Consider the following 25,102-nt stretch of genomic DNA (forward strand, 5'->3'; position numbering starts at 1 on the left):
GGGGAGCGCACGTAATGTCGATTCTCTCGTTTTTGCTGGGCGAGAAAAAGAAGTCCGCGTCGGTAGCGAAGGAACGCCTGCAGTTGATCATCGCGCACGAGCGCGCCGGCGGCCATGCGCCCGCCGATTATCTGCCCGCGTTGCAACGCGAACTGGTGGCCGTCATTTCGAAGTACGTGAAGATCTCCGATGACGATATCCGCGTGAGCCTCGAGCGTCAGGACGATCTCGAGGTGCTCGAAGTGAAGATAGAGATTCCGCAGGCCTGAGCGTCGGAGTTTCGGAACGGTCGCGCCGCTGGCGCGGCCGTTTTGTTTTGTGCGCCGCGCATCGCGCGGCGCGTTTGTCGCGTGCCGGTTAGCGGCGCGGCGGCGCCGAGGTGTCGTCGCTTTCCTCTTGCGGTTCGAGCGGCTCGACCTCCGGCACTTCCGGTACCGGCGCGGGCACCGGCTGCGGCAGCGGCGCCATATAACGCTGCGCGAGCGATTCATACAACGGCGGCGCGAACAGCCGCGACACGCGGCTCGCAATCAACGCGGTGGCCATCAGCGAAATCACCAGCGCGTGGCCATCGATCATCTCCATCACGATCACGAACGACGTGATCGGCGACTGCGTGACCGCGGCGAGATAGCCGACCATCGCGAGCGCGATCAGCATCGGCAGTTGCATCGAGCCGAACACCATGTGCAGCAGATTGCCGAAGCCCGCGCCGATCGACAGCGACGGCGCGAAGATGCCGCCCGGAATGCCGGGCAGGTACGAGCCGATCATCGCGATCATCTTCAGAAACGGATAGAACACCGATAGCTGCTCGTGGCCGTCGAGCAGCCCGCGCGCCTCCGAATAACCGCTGCCGAACGTGGTGCCGCCCGACGCGACGCCGACCACCGCGATTGCGAAGCCGCACAGCGCGGCGAACACGACCGGCCGCTCGCCGTGCAATTGACGCAGCGGCGCCGGTAGCCAGCGCGCGGTATTGAGCAGCAGCCAGCCGAACGCGCCGCCCGCGATGCCGGTGACGAGCGCGGTCAGCAGCACCGCCACCGCGAGCAGATCGGGGAAATGCGTGCCGATCTGGATCGTGCCGAAATACGTGTAGTTGCCGTTCAGCCCGAGCGCGATCACGCCGGCGATGATGATCGCGGTGATCAGCACGCCGCTCGCGCGCGCCTCGAAGCTGCGCGTCAGCTCCTCGATCGCGAATACGATCCCGGCGAGCGGCGTATTGAACGCCGCCGACAAACCGGCCGCGGCGCCGGCCAGCACCAGTTGCCGCTCGATCAACGCATTCGAGCGCGGATAGAAGCGGCGCAGATTGAACATCAGCGCCGCGCCGACCTGCACGGTCGGCCCTTCGCGGCCGATCGTGAAGCCGCCGAGAATGCCGAGCAGCGACACGCCGATCTTGCCGAGCAGAATCCGTAGCGTTAGCAGCCGCTTGCCGGATTCGCTGGTGTTCGAATGCAACGTCGCGATCACCTGCGGTATCCCGCTGCCCTCGGCGCCGCGAAAGAACCTGCGGGTCAGCCACACCGCGAGCGCGGCGACCGCGGGCGTGATCAGCAGCGGCGCCCACCGATAGCGCAGCATCACATCGCGAAACGCGTCGTAGCCCCAGTCGATCAGGCGCGCGTACAGCACCGCGACCAGACCGACGACGATCGCGCCGAGCCAGAACACGCCGTATTGCCGCCACAGCCGTCTGGCGCGGCGCAAGAGAATGGAAGACTCGAAAGCGAAGGGCTGGGACATTGTGTGGATAGTGGGTGTCGGAGGGCGCGCTCGGTTTGCATCGCAACTGGAATGCGCGTGCGTTCCCCGCGCAAACAGGCACTAGTGTAAGTCCCGCGTCGCGAGCCCGATACATGAAAGGATTATGAAATATTTGATTGCGGGGAACTGTCAGCTATGCTGACCGATCTGTTGTAACGAGCCGTGAGGAACGGCGGGCCTCATCAATTGCCGCGTTTAGCGGAACCTTGCGGAATCGTCGGCTAGAATGATTTGAACTTCGAACAACGAACAATCTCAATGAAGCGCATCCTGATCGTCAAGGTCACTTCACTCGGCGACATCGTGCAGGCATTGCCGGTCGTTGCCGACATCAAGCGGGCGTTTCCCGGCGTGCAGGTCGATTGGGCGGCTGACGAAGCGTTCGCGGAACTCGTGCACTGGAGCCAGGGCGTCGACCGCGTGCTGTGCGCGCCGCTGCGCCGCTTCAAGAAGACGCGCAGCTGGAGCGACCTGAAAGCCATCTGGGCGTCCATCGCCGAGCTGCGCGCGTATCGCTACGACTACATCATCGATATTCACGGCGTCTACAAGAGCGCGATCATCGCGTTTCTCGCGCGCTCGCGCCGGCGCATCGGCTATCAGTCGCAGGATCTCGGCGAGCGTGGCGCCGCGTTTGCGTACACCGGCCGCTTCGGCCCGCGTCCGCAGTGCGATGCATGGCACGGCATGCGCATCAGCGCGAGCGAGGCGCTCGGCTATCAGGTCGAGGGTGCGCCGGTCTACAACCTGCGCCTGCCGGAACCGGCCGCCCAGCCGTTCCCGAACGAAGTCGCGCCCGTCGCGGCGTTTTTTCATGCGACGTCGAAGGACGACAAGAAGTGGCCGCTCGCGCATTGGAGCGCGCTCGGGCGCGAACTGGCCGAACGCGGCTTTCGCGTGGTGCTGCCGTGGGGTTCGGACGGCGAGCGCGCGGCGGCCGAACAGATCGCCGCCGAGGTGCCGGGCGCAACCGTGCTGCCACGCATGAGCGTGACCGAAATCGCGCAGATGATCGACGCGTGCGCGCTGGTGGTGGGCACCGATACCGGTTTCGTGCACCTCGCTCACGCGTTGCAGAAGCGCACCGTGATGATCTTCGTCGCGACCTCGCCGTCGCATTGCGGCATCGACGCGCCGTATCGGTCGGTCTCGATCGGCGATGGCCAGTCGGTGCCGCCGCTCAGCGCGGCGCTCGAAGCGATCGATCACGTCTACGCGAACGCCCCGGCGCACGCGCTACGGCAGCGCTCGGCCGCCGCGGCCTGACGCGGTTCCATTCCCACGTTCTCGCAATCGTTTGCGGCAAAGAAAAGAGGCGTGCCGCGCAATGCCGCGCAGTGCCGCCCTTACGGGCGGCGCATGCGTGGCCGCGCCTCGAAAAACGCCCGCGTCGGGGAACGTCGGGCGAAGAGAAATCGCAAATAAAGCGCGAGTGAATCGCGGATGAATCGCGAGTGAATCGCGAGTGAATCGATTACACGGCTGTTAAATCTGTCGCTTTTCGTTGGACGCTTAAGCGTTCAACACAGGCCGCGCGGCGCGATTGCCCAAGCACGTCGCCACGACTTCAGCGTGTACTCAGCGCGGGCGCCATCACTTCAAAAGAGCGCCGATGCGCCGCCAGCCGGGCATGCATCGCGACAGCATGTTCAACGCAGTATAGGCGGTGTTTTTCCGCGATGCCGGCGCGCTCCGTCGGCGCCTCCCACACCCACCGGAAACGCCGCGCCGCGCGTGCCGCTCCTGTAACACAGTGGTGATCTTCCTTTACAAATGGCAACGCTCGCGCCGCCGCGCATCGGGTTCAATCGGGTCATTCTGGGATTTCGGCTCGAATCAATCTGACTCGATGGAGAACAACATGAAACGCTTGATCCTGACTCTGATCGCCGGCACGGTCCTCGCATCGGCGCTCGGCGGCTGTGTGGTCGCGCCGGCGCCGGGCTATTACTACGGCGGCGGTCCGTACTATCACCACGGCTATTACCGTTGAGCCGTTGAGCGTGACGCAAGCGGCGGCCTGAGCCACCATCTGGCTCGGGCCGCAGTCCCAAGCGAAGTACCAGGCGAGCGAGCGCCGCTACGCCACCAGCATTTCGAACGCGACGACCGCGACAATCGCCGCGACGTTCGCGACGAGCGCATCGACGACGATCCCTTTCCACGTCGCCGGACGGAAGCGCAGCGCGAGCAGGAGAGCGCCGAGCAAGGCCAGCGCGATCATCACCACGATGTCCGCGTTATGCAGATGGACGTTCATGCGAATCTCCCTGTTTTTTATAGGGTTATGTCAGGGAGTATAGGCAGGCAAAAAGGACGCGCAAGGCGGGGGATTCACCCAGGCCGAGCCGGGGCGAATCCCGCCGCAGCGCATCATTTCATCAGGCTTTCATTGCGCGTTTCGCGCATGCACAGCACGCCGATCAGGCTCACCGCGGCGGCCGTCGACACATACGCGCCGACCCACGGCAGCCCGCCGTGCGCGGCCAGCACCGACGCGATATACGGCGCCACCGACGCGCCCAGAATCCCGCCGAGGTTGTACGCGACACCGGCGCCGGTATAGCGCACGTTGGTCGGGAACAGCTCCGGCAGCAGCGCGCCCATCGGCGCGAAGGTCACGCCCATCAGGAACAGCTGGATCACGAGGAACAGCAGCACCAGCAGCGTCTCGCCGCTGCCGAGCAACGGCGCCATCGTGAAGCCTGACAGGATCGCCGCGATGATGCCGACGATCAGCACCGGCTTGCGGCCGAAGCGGTCGCTCGCGCGCGCCGACAGCGGCGTCGCGATCGCCATGAACACGACCGCGATGCACAGCAGGCCGAGGAAGGTCTGGCGCGGGATGTGCAGCATGCTGACGCCGTACGACAGCGAGAAAGTGGTCGCGTTGTAGAACAGCGTGTAGCAGACCACCATCGACAGCGCGCCGAGCACGGTCGGCACCCAGTGTTGCGAGAACAGCGTCGCGATCGGCACGCGCACGCGTTCCTTGCGTTCGATCGCGGCCTGGAACGCCGGCGTTTCGGCGATTTTCAGACGCACGTACAGGCCGAGGGCGACCAGCACCGAGCTGACGAGGAACGGCACGCGCCAGCCCCAGCTGCGGAACTGCTCGTCCGACAGCGACACCGCGAGCGCGAAGAACAGGCCGTTGGACGCGAGAAAGCCGATCGACGGGCCGAGCTGCGGGAACATACCGAACCAGCCGCGCTTGCCGGCCGGCGCGTTTTCGGTGGCGAGCAGGGCCGCGCCGCCCCATTCGCCGCCGAGGCCGATGCCCTGGCCGAAGCGCAGCACGCACAGCAGGATCGGCGCGAGGCTGCCGATCGAGTCGTAGCCGGGCACGAAGCCAATCAGCGTGGTGGACACGCCCATCACCAGCAGCGATGCGACCAGCGTCGATTTACGGCCGATGCGGTCGCCGAAATGGCCGAACAGGAACGAGCCGATCGGCCGCGCGACGAACGCGATGCCGAACGTGACGAAGGCCGACAACGCTTGCGCGGTAGCCGAGCCGTGGGGAAAAAATACCGGTCCGATCACGAGCGCGGCGGCGGTCGCGTAGACGTAGAAATCGTAGAACTCGATCGCGGTGCCGATGAAGCTCGCGAAGATGATCCGCGCGTTGCTGTTTCGCCCGTTAGCGGGCTGTGCCGCGGAAATCGGCGATGTGGACATGCAGGGTCTCCAATTGTCGTGAGGCCGCGGGGGCTGAGCCGGCTTGGTGCCGTCGCGGCGATGCGCGAGTGGGCCAGGCGGCGCGCATGAGGGCGGCGTCCTCGTTGAGTGTCGAGGCGGCGCCGCTCGCGGATGGCGCCGCGGCACTGCACTCGGCTCGGGCGCCGCGCCGGCGGGTAGGCGGGCGGCGTGAGCGATGCCGGAGGGCTCCGGCGGAGGGAATCCGAAAATTATAGCGAGCGCGCTTGTTATGCAGCAATGGCGGCGTGGGGTGGGGCTTCAATGAGTGCGCTAATGGGTGCGCTAATGGGTGCACTAACGAGCGCGCTCATTAGCGCTGGCGCGACGCGTCACGTCACTTCACGTCACTTCACGTCACGCGCCGCTCATGCTCACTCGAAGTTTTCCGCCTGCGGCGACGCGAGTTCGCGCAGCTGGAATTTGCCGTTGTCGTTGAACAGCCAGTCCTCGAACAGTTCGAGTTGACCGCGGCCGTTCAGCAGTTTGCCGGGCGGCGTCGGCAGCGGCGACGAGCGGCGCAGCGTGGCGAGCGCGGTGGCCTCGGCTTCGTCGTCGCCGTTGGTGCGATACACGGCCGACTGTACGACGTGACCGTTGCGATCCACCGTGAACGACACCACTACCAGCGAGCGCAGCATCGCCTGCGGCTTGCCTTGCAGCACATACGACGGATTGCGTTCGACGATGCGGCGCGCGACCGCGTCGCGGTATTCGTCGAGCGTCGCGCTGTTGATCGCGGCGACCGGCGTGCTGACCGTTTGCGGGTGGGGCAGCGTGATCGTGCAGCCGGCCACCGTCGCGACGGCGAGCGCGAGGAGCAGCACGCGCGCCATGCTCGCTGGGCGCGCTGAAGTGGCGGGTGCTGCGGCGGCGATGCATGAGGTTACGCGGTGAAGCAGATGAGGAGTGCGGGGGAGCATCGTCGGGGAACAGCGCGGAAGGAGGTAATTTGATGGTAGTCAAAAACCGCCAGGATTCAATTGGCGTTCGCCCGCTGTGCGCGCAGCGTTAGTGTGCGTTTGCCGCTGGCACGCGCGCGCACCGCACTTCGCGCGTCGATGTAATGGCCGGAAATTTCCACCGCATTGGTTAGCGACGCAAACCCGCCTACACTCTGTTGGCCTCTTCCTGAGGCATCGGTGGAAGTCTTTTCGGCCCGCTTATAGCGGGCTTTCTTTTGCTTTCTGCACGGCGCGGTACAGGCGAAAAAAAAGCGAACCGCCAACCGGTTCGCTTCTTCCTGCCCGCCGCGAAGCGGACTACGCACGAGCCGCAAGCTTGCGCTCACAGCCCGCCGTCATACAGATCACTGCAACGCCGCGCGCGCCGCCTTCACCGCGGCCAGCACCTGTTCCGGCGCGGTGCCGCCCGGATGATTGCGGCTCGCGACCGAGCCTTCGAGCGTCAGATACGAGAACACGTCTTCACCGATCAACTGCGCGACGTTCGGCAGTTCCGCGCGCATTTCGTCGAGCGTCAGGTCGGCGAGATCGCAGCCGCGATCCGCGCACACGCGCACCGCGAGCGCGACCGCTTCGTGCGCGTCGCGGAACGGCAGACCGCGCTTGACCAGGTAGTCGGCCAGATCGGTCGCGGTCGAGAAGCCTTGCAGCGCGGCGTCGCGCATTGCCTGCGGCTTGACCGTGATGCCGGCGACCATTTCCGCGAAGATGCGCAGCGTGTCGGCGACCGTATCGACGGTGTCGAACAGCGGCTCCTTATCTTCCTGGTTGTCCTTGTTGTACGCGAGCGGCTGGCCCTTCATCAGCGTGAGCAGCGCCATCAGATGGCCGTTCACGCGGCCGGTCTTGCCGCGCGCGAGTTCGGGCACGTCGGGGTTCTTCTTCTGCGGCATGATCGACGAACCGGTGCAGAAGCGGTCGGCCAGATCGATGAAGCCGACGCGCGGGCTCATCCACAGCACCAGTTCTTCGGAGAAGCGCGACACGTGCGTCATCACGAGTGCGGAGGCGGCCGTGAATTCGATCGCGAAGTCGCGATCCGAAACCGCATCCAGCGAGTTCGCGCAGATGCCGTCGAAGCCGAGCGTCTTCGCGACCGCGTGACGGTCGATCGGATAGCTGGTGCCGGCGAGCGCCGCCGCGCCGAGCGGCAGACGGTTCACGCGCTTGCGGCAGTCGACCATGCGTTCGGCGTCGCGCGAGAACATCTCGACGTACGCGAGCAGGTGATGGCCGAAGGTGACCGGCTGCGCGACCTGCAGGTGCGTGAAGCCGGGCATGATGGTCGATGCGTTCTGCTCGGCGATCTCCAGCAGCGCGACGCGCAGATCCTTCAGCAGGCCGCCGATGCGATCGATCTCGCCGCGCAGCCACAGACGGATGTCGGTCGCGACCTGGTCGTTGCGCGAGCGGCCGGTGTGCAGGCGCTTGCCGGCGTCGCCGATCAGCGCGGTCAGGCGCGCTTCGATGTTCAGGTGCACGTCTTCGAGATCGAGCTGCCACTCGAATTCGCCGCGCTCGATTTCACCCTTGATCTGCGCCATCCCGCGCTGGATCGCGGCGAGGTCGTCGGCGGAGATGATCTTTTGCGCGGCCAGCATCGAGGCGTGCGCGAGCGACCCTTCGATGTCGACGAACGCCAGACGCTTGTCGAAGAAAACCGACGACGTGTAGCGTTTGACGAGCTCCGACATCGGCTCCGAGAAGCGAGCCGACCAGGCTTCGCCTTTTTTGTGCAGTTGGGACGTCATGGTGTTGGGCGGTAAAAACGAGCGGTGAAAAGGCTGGCGACGCGAGAGCACATGCAGTGTGCAAAGGCGTCGCCGCGGCGAAGAAAGAGAGGGATTTTAACACCGGGCGGGGGCGTTCCAGACGCCGGAAGGCGCTCCGGCGGGCGCGCTTATTCCCGCACCAGCACCACCAGCTTCAGATCCTCGCGATGCGCGGGCTTGAAGGTGATCTGGTCGTAGACGATGCGCCCGTCGCGCGGATGATCGAATTCGCGCCGGCCGCCCTCGCGCTCGCCGACATCCTGCGACGCCCAGAAGCGCGCGAACTCGTCGCTCGCGGTGCTCAGCGAGTCGATCAGCGCGCGCGTCGGCGCGTCGTTCAGATGGCGGATCGAGTCGGCGCGAAACTCGGCGGCCAGCCGCCGCGCGCGGATTTCCCAATCGACGATCAAGGTCCGCGCGGCCGGTTCGGTGAACGTATAGCGCAGCAGGTTGCGATCGTGCGCGCCATCGAGCCAGCCGACGAACAGATCGGCCGCGCGCTCGTTCCACGCGAGCGCGTTCCACTGCCGGTCGAGCACATAGGCCGGCGTGCTGACCAGTTGCACGGTTTCGAGCAGCGTGGCGGGGGCGTCGGCGGCGGCCGGGTCGGGCTCGGCCGGATCGCGCTGCGCGGCCAGTTCGAACAGATACGCGCGCTCGGCGCGCGACAGCTGCAACGCGACGGCGATCCGCGCAAGCGCATCGGCCGAGGCCGACACCGGCCGGCCCTGTTCGATCCACGTGTACCAGGTCGGGCTCACGCCGCACAGCTGCGCGACTTCCTCGCGCCGCAGCCCGGGCGTGCGGCGGCGCGGCCCCGGCGGCAGACCGACCGCCTGCGGCGAGAGCCGCTCGCGATGGGCGCGGATAAAGTCGCCGAGCGCGCGGGCCGGGGTGGCGTCGAGCGGCGGCGGGTGGTCGGCGGAAGGCGGCGTGGTCATGCTGGCGGGCGCGGCGAGGGGTAACGGAGATACCAGAATAATCGCTTGATTGGTACTGGTACATGAGCGGGCTCTATTGTAGCGGCAGGAATCGCGCGATGCGTCGGCGCTTGCCCGCTGGTCGGTCCGCCGAACGCGACGCGCAATAAAAAAACCGGGCGCGGCCCTGATTGGCCACGCCCGGTTTCTGTGATGCCGCAGAGGTGAGCTCGCTAACTCAACCTCAACCGGTATTGCGCAAGCCCGCCGCGATCCCGTTGATGCTCAAATGAATCCCGCGCCGCACGCGCGCATTCGTATCGCCCGCGCGATAGCGCTTGAGCAGTTCGACCTGCAGGTGATTGAGCGGGTCGAGATACGGGAAGCGGTTCTTGATCGAACGCGCGAGCAGCGGGTTTTCCGCGAGCCGCTCGCCCTTGCCGGTGATCTCCGACAGCACCTTCGAGGTGCGCTCCCATTCCGCGACGATCAGCTCGAACACGTGCTTGCGCAGCTTCTTGTCGGTGACGAGCGCCGCGTAGCGCGACGCGACCGCGAGGTCGGTCTTCGCGAGCACCATGTCCATGTTCGACAGCAGGTTCGCAAAGAACGGCCAGCTCTTGTGCATCTTCTTCAGCGCCGCGAGCCGGCGGCCGCGTTCGGCGTCGGACGGCGCGCTGTCCAGATGTTCGGCGACCGCGCTGCCGAAGCCATACCAGCCGGTCAGCAGCAGCCGGCATTGACCCCACGAGAAGCCCCACGGAATCGCGCGCAGATCTTCGATCTTGCGCTGCTTCGGATCCTGCAGCTTGCGCGACGCGGGCCGGCTACCGATGTTCAGCTCGGCGATTTCCGCGATCGGCGTCGACTCGAAGAAATACTCCTTGAAGCCGGGCGTTTCGTAGACCAGCGCGCGATACGACGCCATCGCCGCGTCCGACAACTGCTGCATGGTTTCCTCGAACTGCGGCAGCTCGGCGGGCAAGTGGCTGTTCGGCAGCAGCGATGCTTCGAGCGTCGCGGCGACGACCGTTTCCAGATTGCGCCGGCCGATCTCCGGATTGGCGAACTTGCTGGCAATGACTTCGCCCTGTTCGGTCAACCGGATCTGACCGTCGACGGTGCCCGGCGGCTGCGACAGGATCGCCTGATAGGTCGGGCCGCCGCCGCGGCCGACGGTGCCGCCACGGCCATGGAACAGCCGCAGTGTGATGCCGCGCTCGTTGAACAGCGACACCAGCGCGAGTTCCGCGCGGTACAGCTCCCAGTTCGAGGTCAGGAAGCCGCCGTCCTTGTTGCTGTCCGAGTAGCCGAGCATCACTTCCTGCTCGTTGCCCTGGTGTTCGATCAGCGCGCCGACGCCGGGCAGCGCGATCAGATCGCGCATGATGTGCGGCGCGTTGCGCAGATCGGGGATCGTCTCGAACAGCGGGATCACCATCAGGCCCGCGTGAGCCGGATCGTCGGGGTCGCCCAGACGGCCGCGCAGCAAGCCGGTTTCCTTCTGCAGCAGCATCACTTCGACCAGATCGCTGACGGTCTCCGTGTGCGAAATGATGTAGTTGCGCACCGCGCGCGCGCCGAATTTCTCGCGCGTCACGCGCGCTTCTTCGAGCACGCCGAGCTCGCTCTTCACGAGGTCCGAGTACTCCGCGTACGGGATCCGCAGCGGCCGCGGTTGCGCGAGTTCGCGCAGCAGCACGGTCAGCTTGTCGGCTTCGGAGAGCGCCGCGTAATCGGCTTCGACGCCGGCGCGCTTCATCAGCTCGGCGATCACCGCTTCGTGAATGTCGGAGCTTTGGCGCAGATCGATGCTGGCCAGATGGAAGCCGAACACCTCGGCCGCGCGCGCGAGCGGCGCGAGGCGCGGGGTGGCGAGCGGCGCTCCGTGATGCTCGGCGAGCGAATCCATCAGCACGTGCAGGTCGCGCACGAACTCGGCCGAGTCGTCGTACGGAATCGCCCGGATCGGCCCGGCGCCGCGGCCCGCGCTGCGCAGCGGCACGCTGCCTTCGCCCAGGCGCACCCGCGCGCTCGCGGCGAGCCGCGTGTACATGCCGATCAGCGCGCGGCGGTACGGCTCGTCGGTGCGGTGCGGCGACTGGTCGGGCGAGATCGCCGCGAGTTCCTTCAGCGCATCGCTCGCGCCGGCCAGCAGGTTCGACACCGACAGTTCCGCGCCGAGCTTGTGCACCTGTTCCAGGTAGTGCTCGAAGATCACCGCGGCCTGGCGGGTGATCGCGTTTTCGAGCGTTTCGGCGGTCACGTTCGGATTGCCGTCGCGGTCGCCGCCGATCCAGCTGCCCATCTGGAAGAACGGCGGCAGGCGCGCTTCGAGGCCGTGCTCCTTCAGTGCCTCTTCGATGTCCGCGTACAGCGCCGGCAGCTCTTCGAGGAAGGTGCTGCGGTAGTACGACAGCGCGTTCTCGATTTCATCGGCGACGGTCAGACGCGCGTCGCGCAGCATCCGCGTCTGCCACAGCGACGTGACGCGCGCGCGCAGCATCGCTTCGTTGTGCGAGCGCTCGCGATGCGTGAGCGGCTGGTCGCGCTCGGCGAGCAGACGCGCGATGTCGTGCTGCGCATCGAGGATGCTCTTGCGCTGCACCTCGGTCGGGTGCGCGGTCAGCACCGGCATGATCAGCGCGTCGTTGAAGAACTGCTGCAACACCGGGGTCGCGGCCGCGCCGGCTTGCGCGAGCCGTTCGAGCGCGTGGGCGATCGTGCCCGGCTGCGACGCCGAGCCGGCCAGCGCGTGAATCCGGTGGCGGCGGTTGCGGTGACGGTCCTCGGCGATATTCGCGAGATGCGAGAAGTAGCTGAACGCGCGCACCACGCTGACCGTCTGCTCGGGCGTCAGCGAGCGCAGCTTTTTATCGAGCGTCTGCGCGGCGGCGCTGTCGTCCTCGCGACGGAAGCGCACCGCGGTCTGGCGGATCGTCTCGACCACGTCGAATACCGCGTCGCCTTCCTGCTCGCGCAGCACGTCGCCGAGCAGACGCCCCAGATAGCGGATGTCCTGGAACAGCGGGTGGTCCTTGTTCTCGCGGGTGCGGGCGGGGGGCGATGCGGTTGCCGCTTCAGTTGCCGCTTCCGCTTCGGCGCTAGCCGGCACGGTCTCGACGGCGTTTTGCGGCACCGCTTGCAGCTTCGCCTTTTTCACGGCGCGCGGCGGCGCGGCCTCGCCGGCGAGCGCGTGGGTCTGCGCTTGCGTTGCGGCGGACGCGGCCTTGGCCGGTTTGCGCGCTTTGGCCGTGCCGGCTTCGGCGCTGGCGGCTTGCGCGGCCTTGCCGGCTTTGGCGGTTTTCTTCGGCTTGTCCGTCTTGACGGGCACCGAGGTTTGCGCGGATTTCGTGGCCTTGGCGGCGAGCGTGCGCTGGCCGCTGCGGGTGGTCGCGCGGTCGGCGGCGGCCGGCGGCGTGCCGGGCGCGGCAGAGGCGGTGCCGGCGGCAGCGTCGGCGTGGGCGGCGGATGCCGCGGCGTCGGCCGGGCGAGCGGTGGGCGAAGCAGTGTTGCGGCGCGCGGCGCGCGCCGATCCGGAAGACGTCACGATGGGTTTCCTCGGGGAAGCCTGTTGATTGATGAACTGCGACTGCGGAACTGCAACCAGCAACTGCAACGTGAACTGCATGCAACGGGACTGCGAAGGGACTGCCGGCGCGGCGAGACGAAAGCAATCCGCAAGGATAACGATCGAAGCACCGTGCACCGCGCGCGTGCAAGCGGCCGCGCAATGCCGCGAAACCGATAGAGGAGAAGGGAGCCGGCGAGGCCACCGGCCCGCACCGAATGCGTTGAGTGTGCCGCGAAAGCACGTTACGCCGCACTGCATCATCCCGCAAACCGCCGCGCGGTGCGCGAACGACCGTACGTGGCAAGCCGGGACTGGGGGTCTTCGCCTGTGACGCGAAGCCCGTCTCCTCCGTCGATACCGCTTTAGCACGGGCACCTTTGCATACCCCGCCAATACAAGGGCGCAAGCAAAGGCGCGTGCTAACATTGATTGTTATTCCATCCCGAATTCAAGCAGCAAGCCAATGAATACCGAGACGTTTTCCGCGCCACCCCACACGCTGGTCATAGCGTCGCGAGAGAGCCGCCTTGCCATGTGGCAGGCCGAGCATGTGCGATGTGCGCTGCACAAATTATATCCATCTTGTGACGTAAAAATCCTCGGAATGACGACACGGGGGGATCAGATTCTGGACCGTACGTTGTCGAAGGTCGGCGGCAAGGGTCTGTTCGTCAAGGAACTCGAAGCCGCGCTCGCCGACGGCCGCGCGCATCTCGCGGTGCATTCGCTGAAAGACGTGCCGATGGAACTGCCGGAAGGCTTCGCGCTGTCGGCGATCATGGAACGCGAGGACCCGCGCGACGCGCTGGTCTCCAATCAGTACGAGTCGCTCGCCGCGCTGCCGGCCGGCGCGGTGGTCGGCACCTCGAGCCTGCGCCGCGAAGCGATGCTGCGGATGCGTTATCCGCATCTCGAAGTGCGGCCGTTGCGCGGCAATCTGGATACCCGGCTCGGCAAGCTCGATCGCGGCGATTACGCGGCGATCATTCTGGCCGCCGCCGGTCTGAAGCGGCTCGGTCTGGCCGAGCGAATCCGCGCGCTGCTCGATCCCGAAGACAGCCTGCCGGCCGCGGGGCAGGGCGCGCTCGGCATCGAAATTCGCGCCGATCGCGCGGACGTCGCCGCGTGGCTCGCGCCGCTGCATCACCCGCACACGGCGGCGGCCGTCGAAGCCGAGCGGATGGTCTCGCGCGCGCTTGGCGGCAGCTGCGAAGTGCCGCTCGGCGCGCACGCCACGTGGCACGACGGCGCGCTGCATCTGCGCGGCATCGTCGCGACGCCGGACGGTCAGCGCGTGCTGAGCGCGCAGGCGTCGTCGCCGGCGCCGAACGTCGAGCGCGCGCTCGCGCTGGGCAAGGAGGTCGCCGACGCGCTGGTGCAGCAGGGCGCGCTCGAAATCGTGCGCGCGCTGAGCACCGCGAGCGGTCCCGCCGCGGGCGCGGCAACCCCGTCCGCGCCCGGCGCGGCGACCGGCGAGTGATGAGCGCCGCCACCCCGGACCGGGCGCCCTTCACGGTCGTGATCACACGGCCGGCGGGTCAGTCGAGCGAGCTGGTCGAACAGCTCGAAGCGGCCGGCCTCGCAACCCTCGACTTCCCGTTGATCGACATCGCCCCGGTGGCCGACGACGCGCCGTTGTGCGACGCGCTCGCGTCGCTCGAACGCTATGCGCTGGTCGTATTCGTGTCGCCGAACGCGGTCGATCACGCGTTTGCCCGCCACGACGCGATCTGGCCGCATGCGCTGCCGATCGGCGTAGTCGGTCCCGGCAGCGTGCGCGCGCTCGAGCGCCACGGGATCGCCGCGCCCGAACATCGGGTAATCAGCCCGGCCGCCGGCGCTGACGACGAATCCACCAGCTTCGACTCCGAGAGCCTGTACACGGCGCTGGAGGCCGCATTCGGCGAGGCCGGCTTCGAAGGCAGGCGCGTGCTGATCGTGCGCGGCGACGGCGGCCGCGAATGGCTCGCCGAGCGGCTGCGCGAAGCGGGCGCCGAGGTCGACACGGTCGCCGCCTACCGGCGGATCGTGCCGGAGCCGTCGATCGGTGCATGGGCGCGCGTGCACGAACTGCTCGCCGGCGCGCCGCATGTGTGGCTTCTGACCAGCTCCGAAGGCGTGCGCAACCTGCAGGAACTCGCGCACGACCACCTGACCGCCGGCGAGATCGCGCAACTGAAACACGCGCCGCTCGTCACGCCGCACCCGCGTATCGCGCAGACCGCGCGGGCATTGGGTTTTGATAGGATTACGGTGTCCGGCGCGGGCGACGAGCGGATCGTGCGCGCCGTCGTCGAACTCGTTGCCGCCGTGCCGACCGTCGTACCACCGGTATCGTCCAACCCGGCTCATTCACCGGCTAAATCACGCATGACTGAAACGAACGCATCCACGAACGCCTCACCCCAGCCGTCCGCAACCGCACCGTTGCCGCCGAATCAACCCTTCACGCCGTACGAAGCGCAAAAGCGCAAAAGCGCGAGCGGACCGCTGCTGTGGCTGGTCATCGTGGTGATCGCGTGCGCGGCGGGCGTGGGCGGCTATGCGCTGAACCGCAAGGTGGTGCGTACCGAGCAGCAGCTCACGCAGCGTCAGCAGGCCAACGACACGCAGGCCAACGAACTGCGCATCAAGATGGAACAGGCGCTCGCCACCGTGCATCAATCGGACTCGCAGGTCGCGCAGCTCGAAGGCAAGCTCGCCGACGCGCAAGCCGCGCAACAGGCGCTGCAACAGCAGTACGCGGATCTCGCGCGCAATCGCGAAGACTGGACGCTTGCTGAAGTCGGCCAGATGCTGTCGGCGGCGAGCCAGCAGTTGCAACTGACCGGCAACACCCAGCTCGCGCTGTTCGCGCTGCAAAGCGCCGACACGCGACTCGCGGCATCGGACAGCCCGCAGGCGGTCGCGGTGCGCAAGGCGATCGCGCTGGACATCGACAAACTGAAGGCCGCGCCGTCCACCGACCTGACCGGCCTCGCGATCAAACTCGACAACGCGATCGACCACGTCGACAGCCTGCCGCTGTCCGGCGAAGCGCCGATCCCGCATGCCACGCCGCACGCGGCCTCGTGGGCCGACACCGCGAAGGTCGCCGCCGCGACCGGCAAGCCGCGCTGGGAAGTGTGGTTCGACGCAGTCACGCACGGCATCGGCGATCAGTTGAAGAGCCTCGTGCAGGTGCGCCGGATCGATAACGCCGACGCGATGCTGACCACGCCCGATCAGGGTTACTTCGTGCGGCAGAACCTGAAGCTGCGTCTGCTGTCCGCGCGCCTCGCGCTGCTGTCGCGCAACCAGAGCACGCTGAAGTCCGATCTGCAGGCCGCCGAGGCGTCGCTGACGCGTTACTTCGACGCGTCGTCGAAAGACACGCAGACGGTCATCGATCTGGTCAAACAGGTGGACGCCGGTTCGGCCGCGGTCGCATTGCCGAACCTCGACACGAGCCTGCAGGCCGTCAATCAATACCGGAACCGGGGTTAATCATGGCGATCCGGGGACTTCTTTGGCTCGCGGCGCTATTCGCCATCGCGGTGCTGCTCGCGGTCGGCGGCCGCTTCGACGCCGGCCAGATCATGCTGATCTATCCGCCGTACCGCGTCGACATGTCGTTGAATCTGTTCGTCGTCGGGCTGGTGGTGCTGTTCATCGTGCTGTATGCGCTGCTGCGGATCATCCGCAACATCTGGCGCATGCCGCAGCGGGTCGCCGCGTATCGCGCGCGCCAGCGCGTGGCGAAGGCGCATGCGGCGCTGCGCGACGCGATCGGCAACCTGTACGCGGGGCGTTTCTCGCGCGCGGAAAAGGCCGCGAAGAACGCGCTTGCGAACGGCGACAACAAGGGCGCGGCCGGTTTGATCGCGGCCACCGCCGCGCATCGGATGCATGAATACGGGCGGCGCGACGAATGGCTCTCGCAGATCGACGACGCCGACTGGCAGGACGCGCGCCTGATGGCCACCGCCGACATGCGCGCGGATGGCCGCGACGCCGACGGCGCGCTGACTGCGTTGACCGAAATGCAATCGCAGGGCGCGCGCCGGATTCACGCGCAGCAGATCACGCTGCGCGCGCAGCAGCAGCTGAAGAACTGGAGCGAAGTGCTGAAGCTCGTGAAGATGCTGGAAAAGCGCGAGGCGATTCACCCGGCGGTCGCGGTGCGGCTGCGCCAGCAGGCGGCGGAAAACCTGCTGCGCGACCGGCGTCACAACGCGGACGCGCTGCTCGAACTGTGGAGTTCACTGTCCGCTTCCGAGCGTCATTCGCCGCGTCTGGCCGATGTCGCCGCCGAATTGCTGGTCGCGCTGAACCGGCCGCAGGACGCGCGCAAGATCGTCGAGGAAGCGCTGGCGCAGAACTGGGATGCGCGTCTGTTGCGACGCTATCCGGACACCGCCGCCGGCGACGCGCTGCCGCTGATCCAGAAGGCCGAGGCATGGCAGAAGGACCGGCCGGAAGATGCCGACCTGATGTTCGCGCTGGGCCGCCTGTGTCTGCATCAGCAGTTGTGGGGCAAGGCGCAGTCGTTCCTCGAACGCGCGCTGAAGCTGGCCGACAACGAAACGCTGAAGATCCGTTCGCATCGCGCGCTGGCCCGTCTGCATGAGCAGCTCGGCGATACCGACAAGGCTAGCCAGCACTACCGGGAAAGCGCGTTGTCGATGAACGTGACGTGATGGTGGCTTGCAGTTAGTGATGCGTCTGAAGGCGACGCGCGGTTCTGAAACCGCCGCGGATCGCTAGCAATCTCCAGAGAATGGCCGCAGCCGATGCTGCGGCCATTTTTTTCGCGCTCGTTCTTTCTTCCTTCCTTCCGCCGGCAACGCCCGTCGACCGTAAACCCCGTGAAATATCCATAGCGGCGACACAAGCGTGATCTATCATCAAAAGTTGTGAGTAATACGACTGCGGTTGCGATGCTGCCTGACCGGCCCCCAGTTCCGCAATGCTTCAACGGCCCGGACGGCAATCCGCGAATCGCGCGATCGAGTGCAGATGGCGTGGAGGAAGGGCGATGGTTCGCACAGAAATCCTGGATGCGCTGCGTCCGTACACGGAGCCGTTTCGCGTCACCCGAGGCGATGAGTTCTTCCTGAAGGATTTCGATCCCGGCGATACGCTGGGACTCAAGATGCATAAGGAAGAGGCGGTGCAACTGCTGCAGCGCGGCTCGAAGTGGCTCGCGATGGAGCAGGAAATTCTCTATGCGCAGGATTCGTGGTCCGTGCTGCTGGTGTTTCAGGCGATGGACGCGGCCGGCAAGGACGGCACGATCAAGCACGTGATGTCGCGCGTCAATCCACAGGGCTGCGAGGTCGTGTCGTTCAAGCAGCCGTCGGCCGAAGACCTCGCCCACGACTTCCTGTGGCGTTATCACGTGAACGCGCCGCGGCGCGGCAAGATCGGTATCTTCAATCGTTCGTACTACGAGGAAGTGCTGGTCGTGCGCGTGCATCAGCATCTGCTCGACGCGCAGAAGCTGCCGCCCGCGCGGCCCGGCACCGATCTCTGGCAGGAGCGGCTCGCCGACATCGCGCGCTTCGAGGACTATCTGACGCGCCAGGGCGTGGTCATCCTCAAGTTCTATCTGAACCTGTCGCGCGGCGAGCAGAAAAAGCGCTTCATGGAACGTCTCGACAAGCCCGACAAGCAGTGGAAGTTTTCCGCCGCGGACATTCGCGAGCGTCGTTACTGGGACGACTACATGCACGCGTACGAGGAGACGATTCGCGCGACCGCCAGCGAGGCGGCGCCGTGGTTCGTCGTGCCCGCCGACAATAAACCGTTCACGCGCCTGGTCGTCGCGGCGGCGATCGTCGAGGCGGTCGAGAAGCTCGACCTTGAATATCCGCGGGCGACGCAACAGCAGCTCGACGATCTCGCCGTGGCGCGCGATGAACTGAATGCCGAAGAAGGGCAACCGCAACCGCAACACCGCAACCGGAGAGACGAGGATGAGCGCAGTTGAGAAGGCAGCTTCTGCAACCGACGCGACGCCGTGGCATGCGTTACCGGCGAGCGAGATCGAGCGGCAGTTCGACGTCGACCCCGCGCAGGGTCTGGCCGCGACCGAGGCGACCGCGCGCCTCGGCAAGTACGGGCCGAACCGCTTGCCGCAAGGCAAGAAGAAAGGACCGGTTGCGCGATTCCTCGCACAACTGAACAACATTCTGATCTACGTGCTGCTGGTGGCCGGCTTCGTCAAACTGATGCTCGGTCTGTGGCTCGACGGCTCGGTGATTCTGGCCGTGGTGATCCTCAACTCGCTGCTCGGCTTCCTGCAGGAAGGCCGCGCGGAGAAAGCGCTCGATTCGATCCGCAACATGTTGTCCGCCGAAGCGCGCGTGCTGCGCGGCGGCGCGGTCCGGCTGGTGCCCGCCGAGGAACTCGTGCCGGGCGACGTCGTGTTGCTGGAATCGGGCGACCGGATTCCGGCCGACCTGCGGCTGGTCGAAGCGAAGAATCTGCGCACCGAGGAAGCGGCGCTCACCGGCGAATCGGTGCCGGCCGAAAAAATCACTGCGCCGGTCGCCGCGAAGGCGACGGTCGGCGATCGCGAGAACATCGCGTTCTGCGGGACGATGGTGCTGTCGGGCCGGGCGAGCGGCATCGTCGTCGCGACCGGCAGTCAGACCGAACTCGGCCGCATCAACCAGATGCTCGCCGAAGTCAGCGTGCTGGAGACGCCGCTGCTGCGCCAGATCAAGAAGTTCGGCTACGTGATCACGATCGTGATCGCCTGCGTCAGCGTGCTGCTGTTCTCGTGGGGACACTGGCTCGGCCACATGACTTTCGTTCAGTTGTTCCAGGCGATTGTCGGGATCGCGGTGTCGGTGATTCCGGAAGGCTTGCCGGCGCTGATCACGATCACGCTCGCGATCGGCGTGCAGCGGATGGCCCAGCGCAACGCGATCATCCGGCGGCTGCCCGCGGTCGAAACGTTGGGCGCGGTGTCGCGCATCTGCTCGGACAAGACCGGCACGCTGACGCTGATGGAGATGATGGTGACGTCGGTCGTGACCGCGGAGCGCGGCTACGACGTGACCGGCGACGGTTATGCATGCGAGGGCGAAGTCAGGGCGGACGGCAAGCCGCTCGACACCGCGCCCGAAGTGCTGAAGCTGATGGGCCGCGTATCGCTGCTGTGCAACGACGCCGAACTGTTCGAGGAAGACGGCAAGTGGAAAGTGGAGGGCGACCCGACCGAAGGCGCGCTCTATCCGTTCGCGGTCAAGCTGGGGATGGACCGCGCGGCGGAAGCCGGCGCCGCGCCGCGCGTCGATGCGATTCCGTTCGAGTCCGAGCACAAGTTCATGGCGACGCTGAACCGCTCGTCCGAGGGCGAGATGCTGCTGGTGAAGGGCGCGCCGGAAGTGATCCTCGAACACTGCGACCGGCAGCAGAGCGCGCAAGGTCCGGTGCCGCTCGATCGCGGCTATTTCGGGCGCGAGGGAGACCGGCTCGCCGCGCAAGGCGAGCGCGTGCTGGGGCTCGCGTGGCTGCCGGAGCCGGGCCTGCCGGCGGGCGGCCTCGGACCGCAGGACCTGCCGCGCCATCTCGTGCTGCTCGGCCTCGTTGGCCTGATGGACCCGCCGCGCAAGGAGGCGATCGACGCGGTGCGCGAATGCCACGGCGGCGGCATCCGCGTGACGATGATCACCGGCGATCACAAGATCACCGCGGCGGCGATCGCACGGATGCTCGGCATCGGCGACGGCAAGACGGCGGTGGCCGGCACCGAGATCGAGGCGATGAACGATGCGCAGTTGCAGGAATGCGTGCGCGATGTCGACGTATTCGCGCGCGCGAGTCCCGAGCACAAACTGCGGCTCGTCAAGGCGATTCAGGCGAACCGCCAGGTGGTCGCGATGACCGGCGACGGCGTCAACGATGCGCCCGCGCTGAAGAAGGCGGACATCGGCGTGGCGATGGGTATTAAGGGCACCGAAGTGACGAAGGAGGCGGCCGGGATGATTCTCGCCGACGACAACTTCGCGTCGATCTCGGCGGCGGTGAAGGAAGGGCGCACGGTCTACAACAACATCGAAAAAGCGATGCTGTTCATGCTGCCGACCAATATCGCGCAGGGCGCGGTGATCGCGGTGGCGATCCTGTTCGCGTTCACGCTGCCGATCACCGCGCCGCAGATTCTGTGGGTCAACATGATCACTTCAGTCGCGCTCGGCCTGACGGTTTCGTTCGAGCCGCACGAGACCGACGTGATGCGCCGTTTGCCGCGCTCGGTCGACCGGCCGATCGTCACGCGCTTCGGCATCTGGCGGATCCTGTTCGTCGGCGCGGCGCTGGTGATCTATACGCTGGCGACGTTCTTCTGGATGAAGGGGCAGGGCGCGTCGGACCAGATGGCGCGCACGGCGGCCGTCAATGCGATCACGCTTGGTCAGGTGTTCTATCTATTGAATATCCGCTACCTGATCGACTCGTCGCTGTCGGTACGCGCGCATATGGGTAATCGCTACCTGTGGTACGGGATCGCCGGGGTCGTGGTGCTGCAACTGCTGTTCACCTATGCGCTGCCGTTCAATCTGATCTTCGATACGGAAGGGCTGCCGGGGTCGGCGTGGTTGTGGCTGTTCGGTGGCGGCATCGTGTTTTTCCTCGTGGTGGAACTCGAGAAGCTGGTGATTCGCTGCATCCCCGCGTTGAAGGGCGCGGTGACCGCGCAGGACAACGTGGTGATGCAGAACGAAGCGGCGCGGTGACGGGCGGCGGGACGCGCGTATTACGTCACCGCTTTGTACGTCACCGCTTCGCCGGCTTCTCCGGCTTCTGAGGCTTCTCCGGCATCATCGACGAATGATGGCTGGTGATCAGCCATTGCACGCCGTCCCAGCGATACGTGTAGGTGTAGCGCGCCTTTACGACCTTGCCCGTTCTGGCGAACGTGAACGTGTAGAGACCTGCATCGACGGCGGAATTGCAGCCGAGTTCGAGGTAGCGGAAATCGATCTTGCCGGAAGGGCGATCGCGCAGAAAGTGATGGAAATAGTCTTCCTTGTCGGCCACCGTCAGGCGCGGTTTGTTGGAGATGGTCGGCAGAAGAATCGAGTGCTCCGCGTAATTGGCGACGACCTTTTGCGGATCGCCGGTTTGCAGCGACTGATTCCAGCGCTCGAACAGCGCCGCGATTTCATCGTTCGACGTGGGCTTGCAACTGCTGGTGTTTTGTCCGGAGGTATCGCTGACGGTAGTCTGGTTCGCGGCGCAACCGGCGAGCGCCAACAGTGCCGCGGCAACGGTATATGAGTTCATGGAGGCACCTCGTCGATCAGGAGGCGAGAGGGGACGTACGGGTTGGCTGTTCTGGCGAATCCGGCAGCGAATCGGCGCGTGGAGCCGCGGTTGACGCGTCGCAGCGCGAGTAGGAGGGCATATCGGTCGCGGGTGTGGACAAACCGTACCGAATGAAGCGATTCGAGTTGATCAAGCCATGTCGTCTTCGTCTGTGCGGTAACGTACGTTCCATCAGGTCGACCCGCTCACGGCTCAAGTCGCTTTGCGAATTCTTTCCGGCATTTGATCTTGCAACGGCAAGCGCGTCTGAGTGCATGAGCATGCGGCGCGGACGATCGGCTGTCGTTGCTCGAAGGCGTGGACTATGCTGTCCATGACGGCGCCGTTACACATTGCGTGTCGCGGTGTGCTCGACGACAAACATTCGACAAATGCACGCGCACAGTCCGCTTCCTCGCGACCCCCAAACCGCGCCCGGCGCACGCCGCTGGCTGCGCTGGTTGCCGGGCGTGACCGCATTCAGGCAATACCAGCTTGCATGGCTGCCGAGCGACCTGACGGCCGGCATCGTTCTGACGACGATGCTGGTGCCGGTCGGTATTGCGTATGCGACCGCGTCGGGCGTGCCCGGCGTGTACGGTCTGTACGCGACGATCGTGCCGCTGCTCGCGTATGCGCTGTTCGGCCCGAGCCGGATTCTGGTGCTCGGTCCCGACTCCGCGCTGGCGGCGCCGATTCTCGCCGTCGTCGTGCAGGTCGCCGGGGGCGACCCGGCGCGCGCGATTGCGGTGGCCAGCATGATGGCGATCGTCTCCGGTCTGTTCTGCATCGTGATGGGCTTGCTGAAACTGGGCTTCATCACCGAATTGCTATCGAAGCCGATTCGCTACGGCTACATGAACGGCATTGCGCTCGCGGTGCTGATCAGCCAGTTGCCGAAGCTGTTTGCGATCTCGATGGAAGAGCAGGGACCGCTGCGCGACATCATGGGCCTCGCGCAGGCGATCGGCGACGGCAAGGCGAACTGGTACAGCTTCGCGGTAGGCGCGGGAAGTCTCGTGTTGATTCTGTTTCTGAAACGCTTCGAGAAAATCCCGGGCATTCTGATCGCGGTGATTCTCGCGACGGTGTGCGTGACCGTGTTCCATCTGGACAGCGTCGGCGTGAAGGTACTGGGCAAGATTCCGCAGGGGCTGCCGACGTTCGCCATACCGTGGGTCAGCGACGCCGATCTGCTCAAGATCCTGCTCGGCGGTTGCGCGGTCGCGCTGATCTCGTTTGCGGATACCAGCGTGTTGTCGCGTACTTTCGCCGCGCGTTTTCGCAGTCGTGTCGATCCGAATCAGGAGATGGTCGGGCTCGGCGCGGCCAATCTCGCGGCGGGGCTCTTTCACGGCTTTCCGATCAGCAGCAGTTCGTCGCGCACGCCGGTCGCCGAAGCGGCCGGCGCGAAGACGCAATTGACGGGCGTGGTCGGCGCGATTGCGGTTGCGCTATTGCTGATGGTCGCGCCGAATCTGATGCGGTATCTGCCCAATAGCGCGCTGGCGGCGGTGGTGATTGCGGCGGCTATCGGTCTTTTCGAAATCAACGATCTGAAGCGGATTTACCGGATTCAGCAATGGGAGTTCTGGCTGTCGATTGCCTGTTTTGCCGGGGTCGCCATTTTCGGCGCGATTCCGGGGATTTGTTTCGCGGTGGTGATCGCGGTGATCGAATTTCTGTGGGACGGCTGGCGGCCGCATTACGCGGTGCTGGGTCGTGTGGAAGGTTTGCGCGGCTATCACGACATTCAGCGTTATCCGGACGCGGAACGGATTCCGGGGCTCGTGCTGTTTCGCTGGGATGCGCCGCTGTTCTTCGCGAATGCCGAGCAGTTTCAGGAGCGCTTATGCGAAGCGGTCGCCGCCGCGCCGGGGCCGGTGCGGCGCGTGGTGGTGGCGGCCGAGCCGGTGACGAGCGTGGATGTGACGTCCGCCGATATGCTGCGCGAGCTGACCCGCTCGCTTGCGGAGCAGGGGATTGCGCTGCATTTCGCGGAGATGAAGGATCCGGTGCGCGATAAGCTCAGGCGCTTCGAGTTGACCGATCTGCTCGAGGATCGGTGCTTTCATCCTACGGTGAGTAGTGCGGTGGATGAGTTTGTGGGTGGGGAGGGGGATGCATTGCCGGGGCGCAGCTAGGGGCAGGATACAGATCGAGAATGTGCCGCTGTCCAACGACCGATCGCGATGCGAGCCCAGCGTTAGCGCTGCTCTTGCTGAGCAAAGTCACCGGACCACATCCAGCGTGCGTCGACAGCCGGCGCATTGGGGTGTAGAGCCTGTTTGAATCTATTGCCGGCTTGCACGAATTCTTTGCCTACCACGCCGGCTTGCGTCCAGCACTCCCACATACCCGTTTCCGGACATACCATGCCGCTGCGCAGTTCCATCGCGCCGTACTTTTGACGCTTCGCGAGGCGGCGTTGGTCCAGTTCATTGGGCGTCAGGTAGTGACGGCTGATGCCGAGCTTGCGTAAATCAACGGCCTTTCCGACGCGCGCAAGCTCCTCTGTCCCGGCACTTTCGGCTCTCCATTCGCCTGGATAGCCGAGACTCGCGTACACATCGAAAGTCGAGGCGGGCGGCATCGGAAATCGATAGTTGAATCCGAATAGATTGTCGGCATAGAACCTCGATGCGTCGGCGACTCCGACCGGTACGAAAAACTCGCCTCGTTCGGTACGAATGCCGTCTATTGATTCACCTCGAACCAGACGATGCAGGCCCAGACCTTCGAAGCTTTGATAGGGCATGTCTGTGCGAACGTCATTACTGACTTTAAGCACGAACGAATCAATGTGAGGTGTCTCGTCGACGGGACCGCGCTTGTTATAGACGAAGTAGAGCGACATGACATCTTCGTAGTCGTACACGTATCGACTCAGATCCATCTGTTGCGACCGATATTGCGGTTTGCCGATGCGCAGCATCACGTCATCGAAACTGATCTGCCCGGCGACCCATTTCAGGCCGATCTCGGTGAAATGCAGTAGTTGCACTTGCTGCGCGGCAGTCATCTGTTTTTTCTGCATGGGATGTTGCATCTCATCGCCTCCCGCCTGAACCGGTGTCGTCAGCATTGCGAGAAGAAGCA

General features: G+C 65.6%; 18 protein-coding genes. 9 read left to right on the forward strand and 9 right to left on the reverse strand.

What is annotated here, in order from left to right:
* The first annotated feature begins 14 nt into the window (after nucleotides 1-14).
* The gene (minE, locus tag BTH42_RS04040; RefSeq protein WP_008922443.1) at nucleotides 15-269 is read left to right on the forward strand and encodes a cell division topological specificity factor MinE; all 255 of its coding nucleotides are present in this window, start codon (nucleotides 15-17) and stop codon (nucleotides 267-269) included.
* Nucleotides 270-357: 88 nt separating this feature from the next.
* Here minE and BTH42_RS04045 read toward each other — a convergent pair whose 3' ends face one another.
* Nucleotides 358-1,755, reverse strand: coding sequence for a chloride channel protein (locus BTH42_RS04045; protein ID WP_075296001.1), 1,398 nt, complete (start codon nucleotides 1,753-1,755; stop codon nucleotides 358-360).
* A 279-nt stretch (nucleotides 1,756-2,034) separates the two neighbouring features.
* Between BTH42_RS04045 and waaC the strand changes: the two genes are divergently transcribed.
* Both waaC and BTH42_RS35880 read left to right on the forward strand, forming a co-directional pair.
* Nucleotides 2,035-3,042, forward strand: coding sequence for a lipopolysaccharide heptosyltransferase I (waaC, locus tag BTH42_RS04050; RefSeq protein ID WP_075296003.1), 1,008 nt, complete (start codon nucleotides 2,035-2,037; stop codon nucleotides 3,040-3,042).
* A gap of 595 nt (nucleotides 3,043-3,637) precedes the next feature.
* Nucleotides 3,638-3,769 (forward strand): hypothetical protein, encoded by a 132-nt coding sequence (locus BTH42_RS35880; protein ID WP_256701762.1) that lies wholly within the window; start codon nucleotides 3,638-3,640, stop codon nucleotides 3,767-3,769.
* 87 nt (nucleotides 3,770-3,856) lie between these two features.
* On the opposite strand, the gene BTH42_RS04055 is transcribed toward BTH42_RS35880, so the two are convergent.
* The 6 genes from BTH42_RS04055 to ppc form a co-directional block, all read right to left on the reverse strand.
* Nucleotides 3,857-4,036: a hypothetical protein gene (locus BTH42_RS04055; protein ID WP_075296005.1), complete on the reverse strand. Its 180-nt coding sequence runs from the start codon at nucleotides 4,034-4,036 to the stop codon at nucleotides 3,857-3,859.
* A 113-nt stretch (nucleotides 4,037-4,149) separates the two neighbouring features.
* A complete protein-coding gene (locus BTH42_RS04060; protein WP_075296007.1) occupies nucleotides 4,150-5,457 on the reverse strand; it encodes an MFS transporter in 1,308 nt (435 codons plus the stop codon).
* A gap of 392 nt (nucleotides 5,458-5,849) precedes the next feature.
* Entirely contained in the window at nucleotides 5,850-6,311 is a 462-nt protein-coding gene (locus BTH42_RS04065) for a TonB family protein (RefSeq protein WP_256701763.1), read from the reverse strand.
* Nucleotides 6,312-6,784: 473 nt separating this feature from the next.
* Complete coding sequence (gene argH, locus BTH42_RS04070; RefSeq protein ID WP_075296011.1) at nucleotides 6,785-8,191, reverse strand: argininosuccinate lyase; 1,407 nt, start codon at nucleotides 8,189-8,191, stop codon at nucleotides 6,785-6,787.
* Nucleotides 8,192-8,340: 149 nt separating this feature from the next.
* Nucleotides 8,341-9,153 (reverse strand): helix-turn-helix transcriptional regulator, encoded by an 813-nt coding sequence (locus tag BTH42_RS04075; protein WP_075296013.1) that lies wholly within the window; start codon nucleotides 9,151-9,153, stop codon nucleotides 8,341-8,343.
* A gap of 223 nt (nucleotides 9,154-9,376) precedes the next feature.
* A complete protein-coding gene (gene ppc / locus BTH42_RS04080; RefSeq protein ID WP_075296118.1) occupies nucleotides 9,377-12,682 on the reverse strand; it encodes a phosphoenolpyruvate carboxylase in 3,306 nt (1,101 codons plus the stop codon).
* A gap of 487 nt (nucleotides 12,683-13,169) precedes the next feature.
* Between ppc and hemC the strand changes: the two genes are divergently transcribed.
* The 5 genes from hemC to BTH42_RS04105 all read left to right on the forward strand — a co-directional run bounded on the left by hemC (nucleotide 13,170) and on the right by BTH42_RS04105 (nucleotide 21,432).
* On the forward strand, nucleotides 13,170-14,186 hold the full coding sequence (hemC, locus tag BTH42_RS04085) for a hydroxymethylbilane synthase (protein WP_075296015.1): 1,017 nt from the start codon (nucleotides 13,170-13,172) through the stop codon (nucleotides 14,184-14,186).
* Complete coding sequence (gene hemDX / locus BTH42_RS04090; protein ID WP_075296017.1) at nucleotides 14,186-16,192, forward strand: fused uroporphyrinogen-III synthase HemD/membrane protein HemX; 2,007 nt, start codon at nucleotides 14,186-14,188, stop codon at nucleotides 16,190-16,192. The genes hemC and hemDX overlap by 1 nt, the downstream gene beginning before the upstream one ends.
* 2 nt (nucleotides 16,193-16,194) lie before the next feature.
* The gene (locus BTH42_RS04095; RefSeq protein ID WP_075296019.1) at nucleotides 16,195-17,385 is read left to right on the forward strand and encodes a heme biosynthesis protein HemY; all 1,191 of its coding nucleotides are present in this window, start codon (nucleotides 16,195-16,197) and stop codon (nucleotides 17,383-17,385) included.
* A gap of 338 nt (nucleotides 17,386-17,723) precedes the next feature.
* A complete protein-coding gene (locus BTH42_RS04100) occupies nucleotides 17,724-18,677 on the forward strand; it encodes a polyphosphate kinase 2 family protein (RefSeq protein WP_075296021.1) in 954 nt (317 codons plus the stop codon).
* Complete coding sequence (locus BTH42_RS04105; RefSeq protein ID WP_075296023.1) at nucleotides 18,664-21,432, forward strand: HAD-IC family P-type ATPase; 2,769 nt, start codon at nucleotides 18,664-18,666, stop codon at nucleotides 21,430-21,432. The genes BTH42_RS04100 and BTH42_RS04105 overlap by 14 nt, the downstream gene beginning before the upstream one ends.
* Nucleotides 21,433-21,472: 40 nt before the next feature.
* Here BTH42_RS04105 and BTH42_RS04110 read toward each other — a convergent pair whose 3' ends face one another.
* Nucleotides 21,473-21,982, reverse strand: a complete 510-nt coding sequence (locus tag BTH42_RS04110; RefSeq protein ID WP_075296025.1) for a DUF4440 domain-containing protein — start codon at nucleotides 21,980-21,982, stop codon at nucleotides 21,473-21,475.
* A 413-nt stretch (nucleotides 21,983-22,395) separates the two neighbouring features.
* On the opposite strand from BTH42_RS04110, the gene BTH42_RS04115 reads away from it, so the two are divergent.
* On the forward strand, nucleotides 22,396-24,147 hold the full coding sequence (locus tag BTH42_RS04115; protein ID WP_075296027.1) for a SulP family inorganic anion transporter: 1,752 nt from the start codon (nucleotides 22,396-22,398) through the stop codon (nucleotides 24,145-24,147).
* Between the two features lie 62 nt (nucleotides 24,148-24,209).
* Here the strand turns inward: BTH42_RS04115 and BTH42_RS04120 are convergent, their stop codons facing one another.
* Entirely contained in the window at nucleotides 24,210-25,052 is an 843-nt protein-coding gene (locus BTH42_RS04120; protein ID WP_143751964.1) for a hypothetical protein, read from the reverse strand.
* Between the last annotated feature and the right edge of the window lie 50 nt (nucleotides 25,053-25,102).

Source organism: Burkholderia sp. SRS-W-2-2016 (assembly GCF_001931485.1).
Taxonomy (GTDB): domain Bacteria; phylum Pseudomonadota; class Gammaproteobacteria; order Burkholderiales; family Burkholderiaceae; genus Paraburkholderia.

Excerpts from the sequence above, each read along its gene's own strand:
- BTH42_RS04045 (WP_075296001.1), bottom strand. The coding sequence starts at position 1,755 with ATGTCCCAGCCCTTCGCTTTCGAGTCTTCCATTCTCTTGCGCCGCGCC.
- waaC (WP_075296003.1), top strand. The coding sequence starts at position 2,035 with ATGAAGCGCATCCTGATCGTCAAGGTCACTTCACTCGGCGACATCGTG.
- minE (WP_008922443.1), top strand. The coding sequence starts at position 15 with ATGTCGATTCTCTCGTTTTTGCTGGGCGAGAAAAAGAAGTCCGCGTCG.
- BTH42_RS04055 (WP_075296005.1), bottom strand. The coding sequence starts at position 4,036 with ATGAACGTCCATCTGCATAACGCGGACATCGTGGTGATGATCGCGCTG.
- BTH42_RS04095 (WP_075296019.1), top strand. The coding sequence starts at position 16,195 with ATGGCGATCCGGGGACTTCTTTGGCTCGCGGCGCTATTCGCCATCGCG.
- BTH42_RS04060 (WP_075296007.1), bottom strand. The coding sequence starts at position 5,457 with ATGTCCACATCGCCGATTTCCGCGGCACAGCCCGCTAACGGGCGAAAC.
- BTH42_RS04075 (WP_075296013.1), bottom strand. The coding sequence starts at position 9,153 with ATGACCACGCCGCCTTCCGCCGACCACCCGCCGCCGCTCGACGCCACC.
- hemDX (WP_075296017.1), top strand. The coding sequence starts at position 14,186 with ATGAGCGCCGCCACCCCGGACCGGGCGCCCTTCACGGTCGTGATCACA.
- BTH42_RS35880 (WP_256701762.1), top strand. The coding sequence starts at position 3,638 with ATGAAACGCTTGATCCTGACTCTGATCGCCGGCACGGTCCTCGCATCG.
- BTH42_RS04110 (WP_075296025.1), bottom strand. The coding sequence starts at position 21,982 with ATGAACTCATATACCGTTGCCGCGGCACTGTTGGCGCTCGCCGGTTGC.
- hemC (WP_075296015.1), top strand. The coding sequence starts at position 13,170 with ATGAATACCGAGACGTTTTCCGCGCCACCCCACACGCTGGTCATAGCG.
- argH (WP_075296011.1), bottom strand. The coding sequence starts at position 8,191 with ATGACGTCCCAACTGCACAAAAAAGGCGAAGCCTGGTCGGCTCGCTTC.
- BTH42_RS04120 (WP_143751964.1), bottom strand. The coding sequence starts at position 25,052 with ATGCAACATCCCATGCAGAAAAAACAGATGACTGCCGCGCAGCAAGTG.
- BTH42_RS04105 (WP_075296023.1), top strand. The coding sequence starts at position 18,664 with ATGAGCGCAGTTGAGAAGGCAGCTTCTGCAACCGACGCGACGCCGTGG.
- BTH42_RS04065 (WP_256701763.1), bottom strand. The coding sequence starts at position 6,311 with ATGGCGCGCGTGCTGCTCCTCGCGCTCGCCGTCGCGACGGTGGCCGGC.
- BTH42_RS04115 (WP_075296027.1), top strand. The coding sequence starts at position 22,396 with ATGCACGCGCACAGTCCGCTTCCTCGCGACCCCCAAACCGCGCCCGGC.
- BTH42_RS04100 (WP_075296021.1), top strand. The coding sequence starts at position 17,724 with ATGGTTCGCACAGAAATCCTGGATGCGCTGCGTCCGTACACGGAGCCG.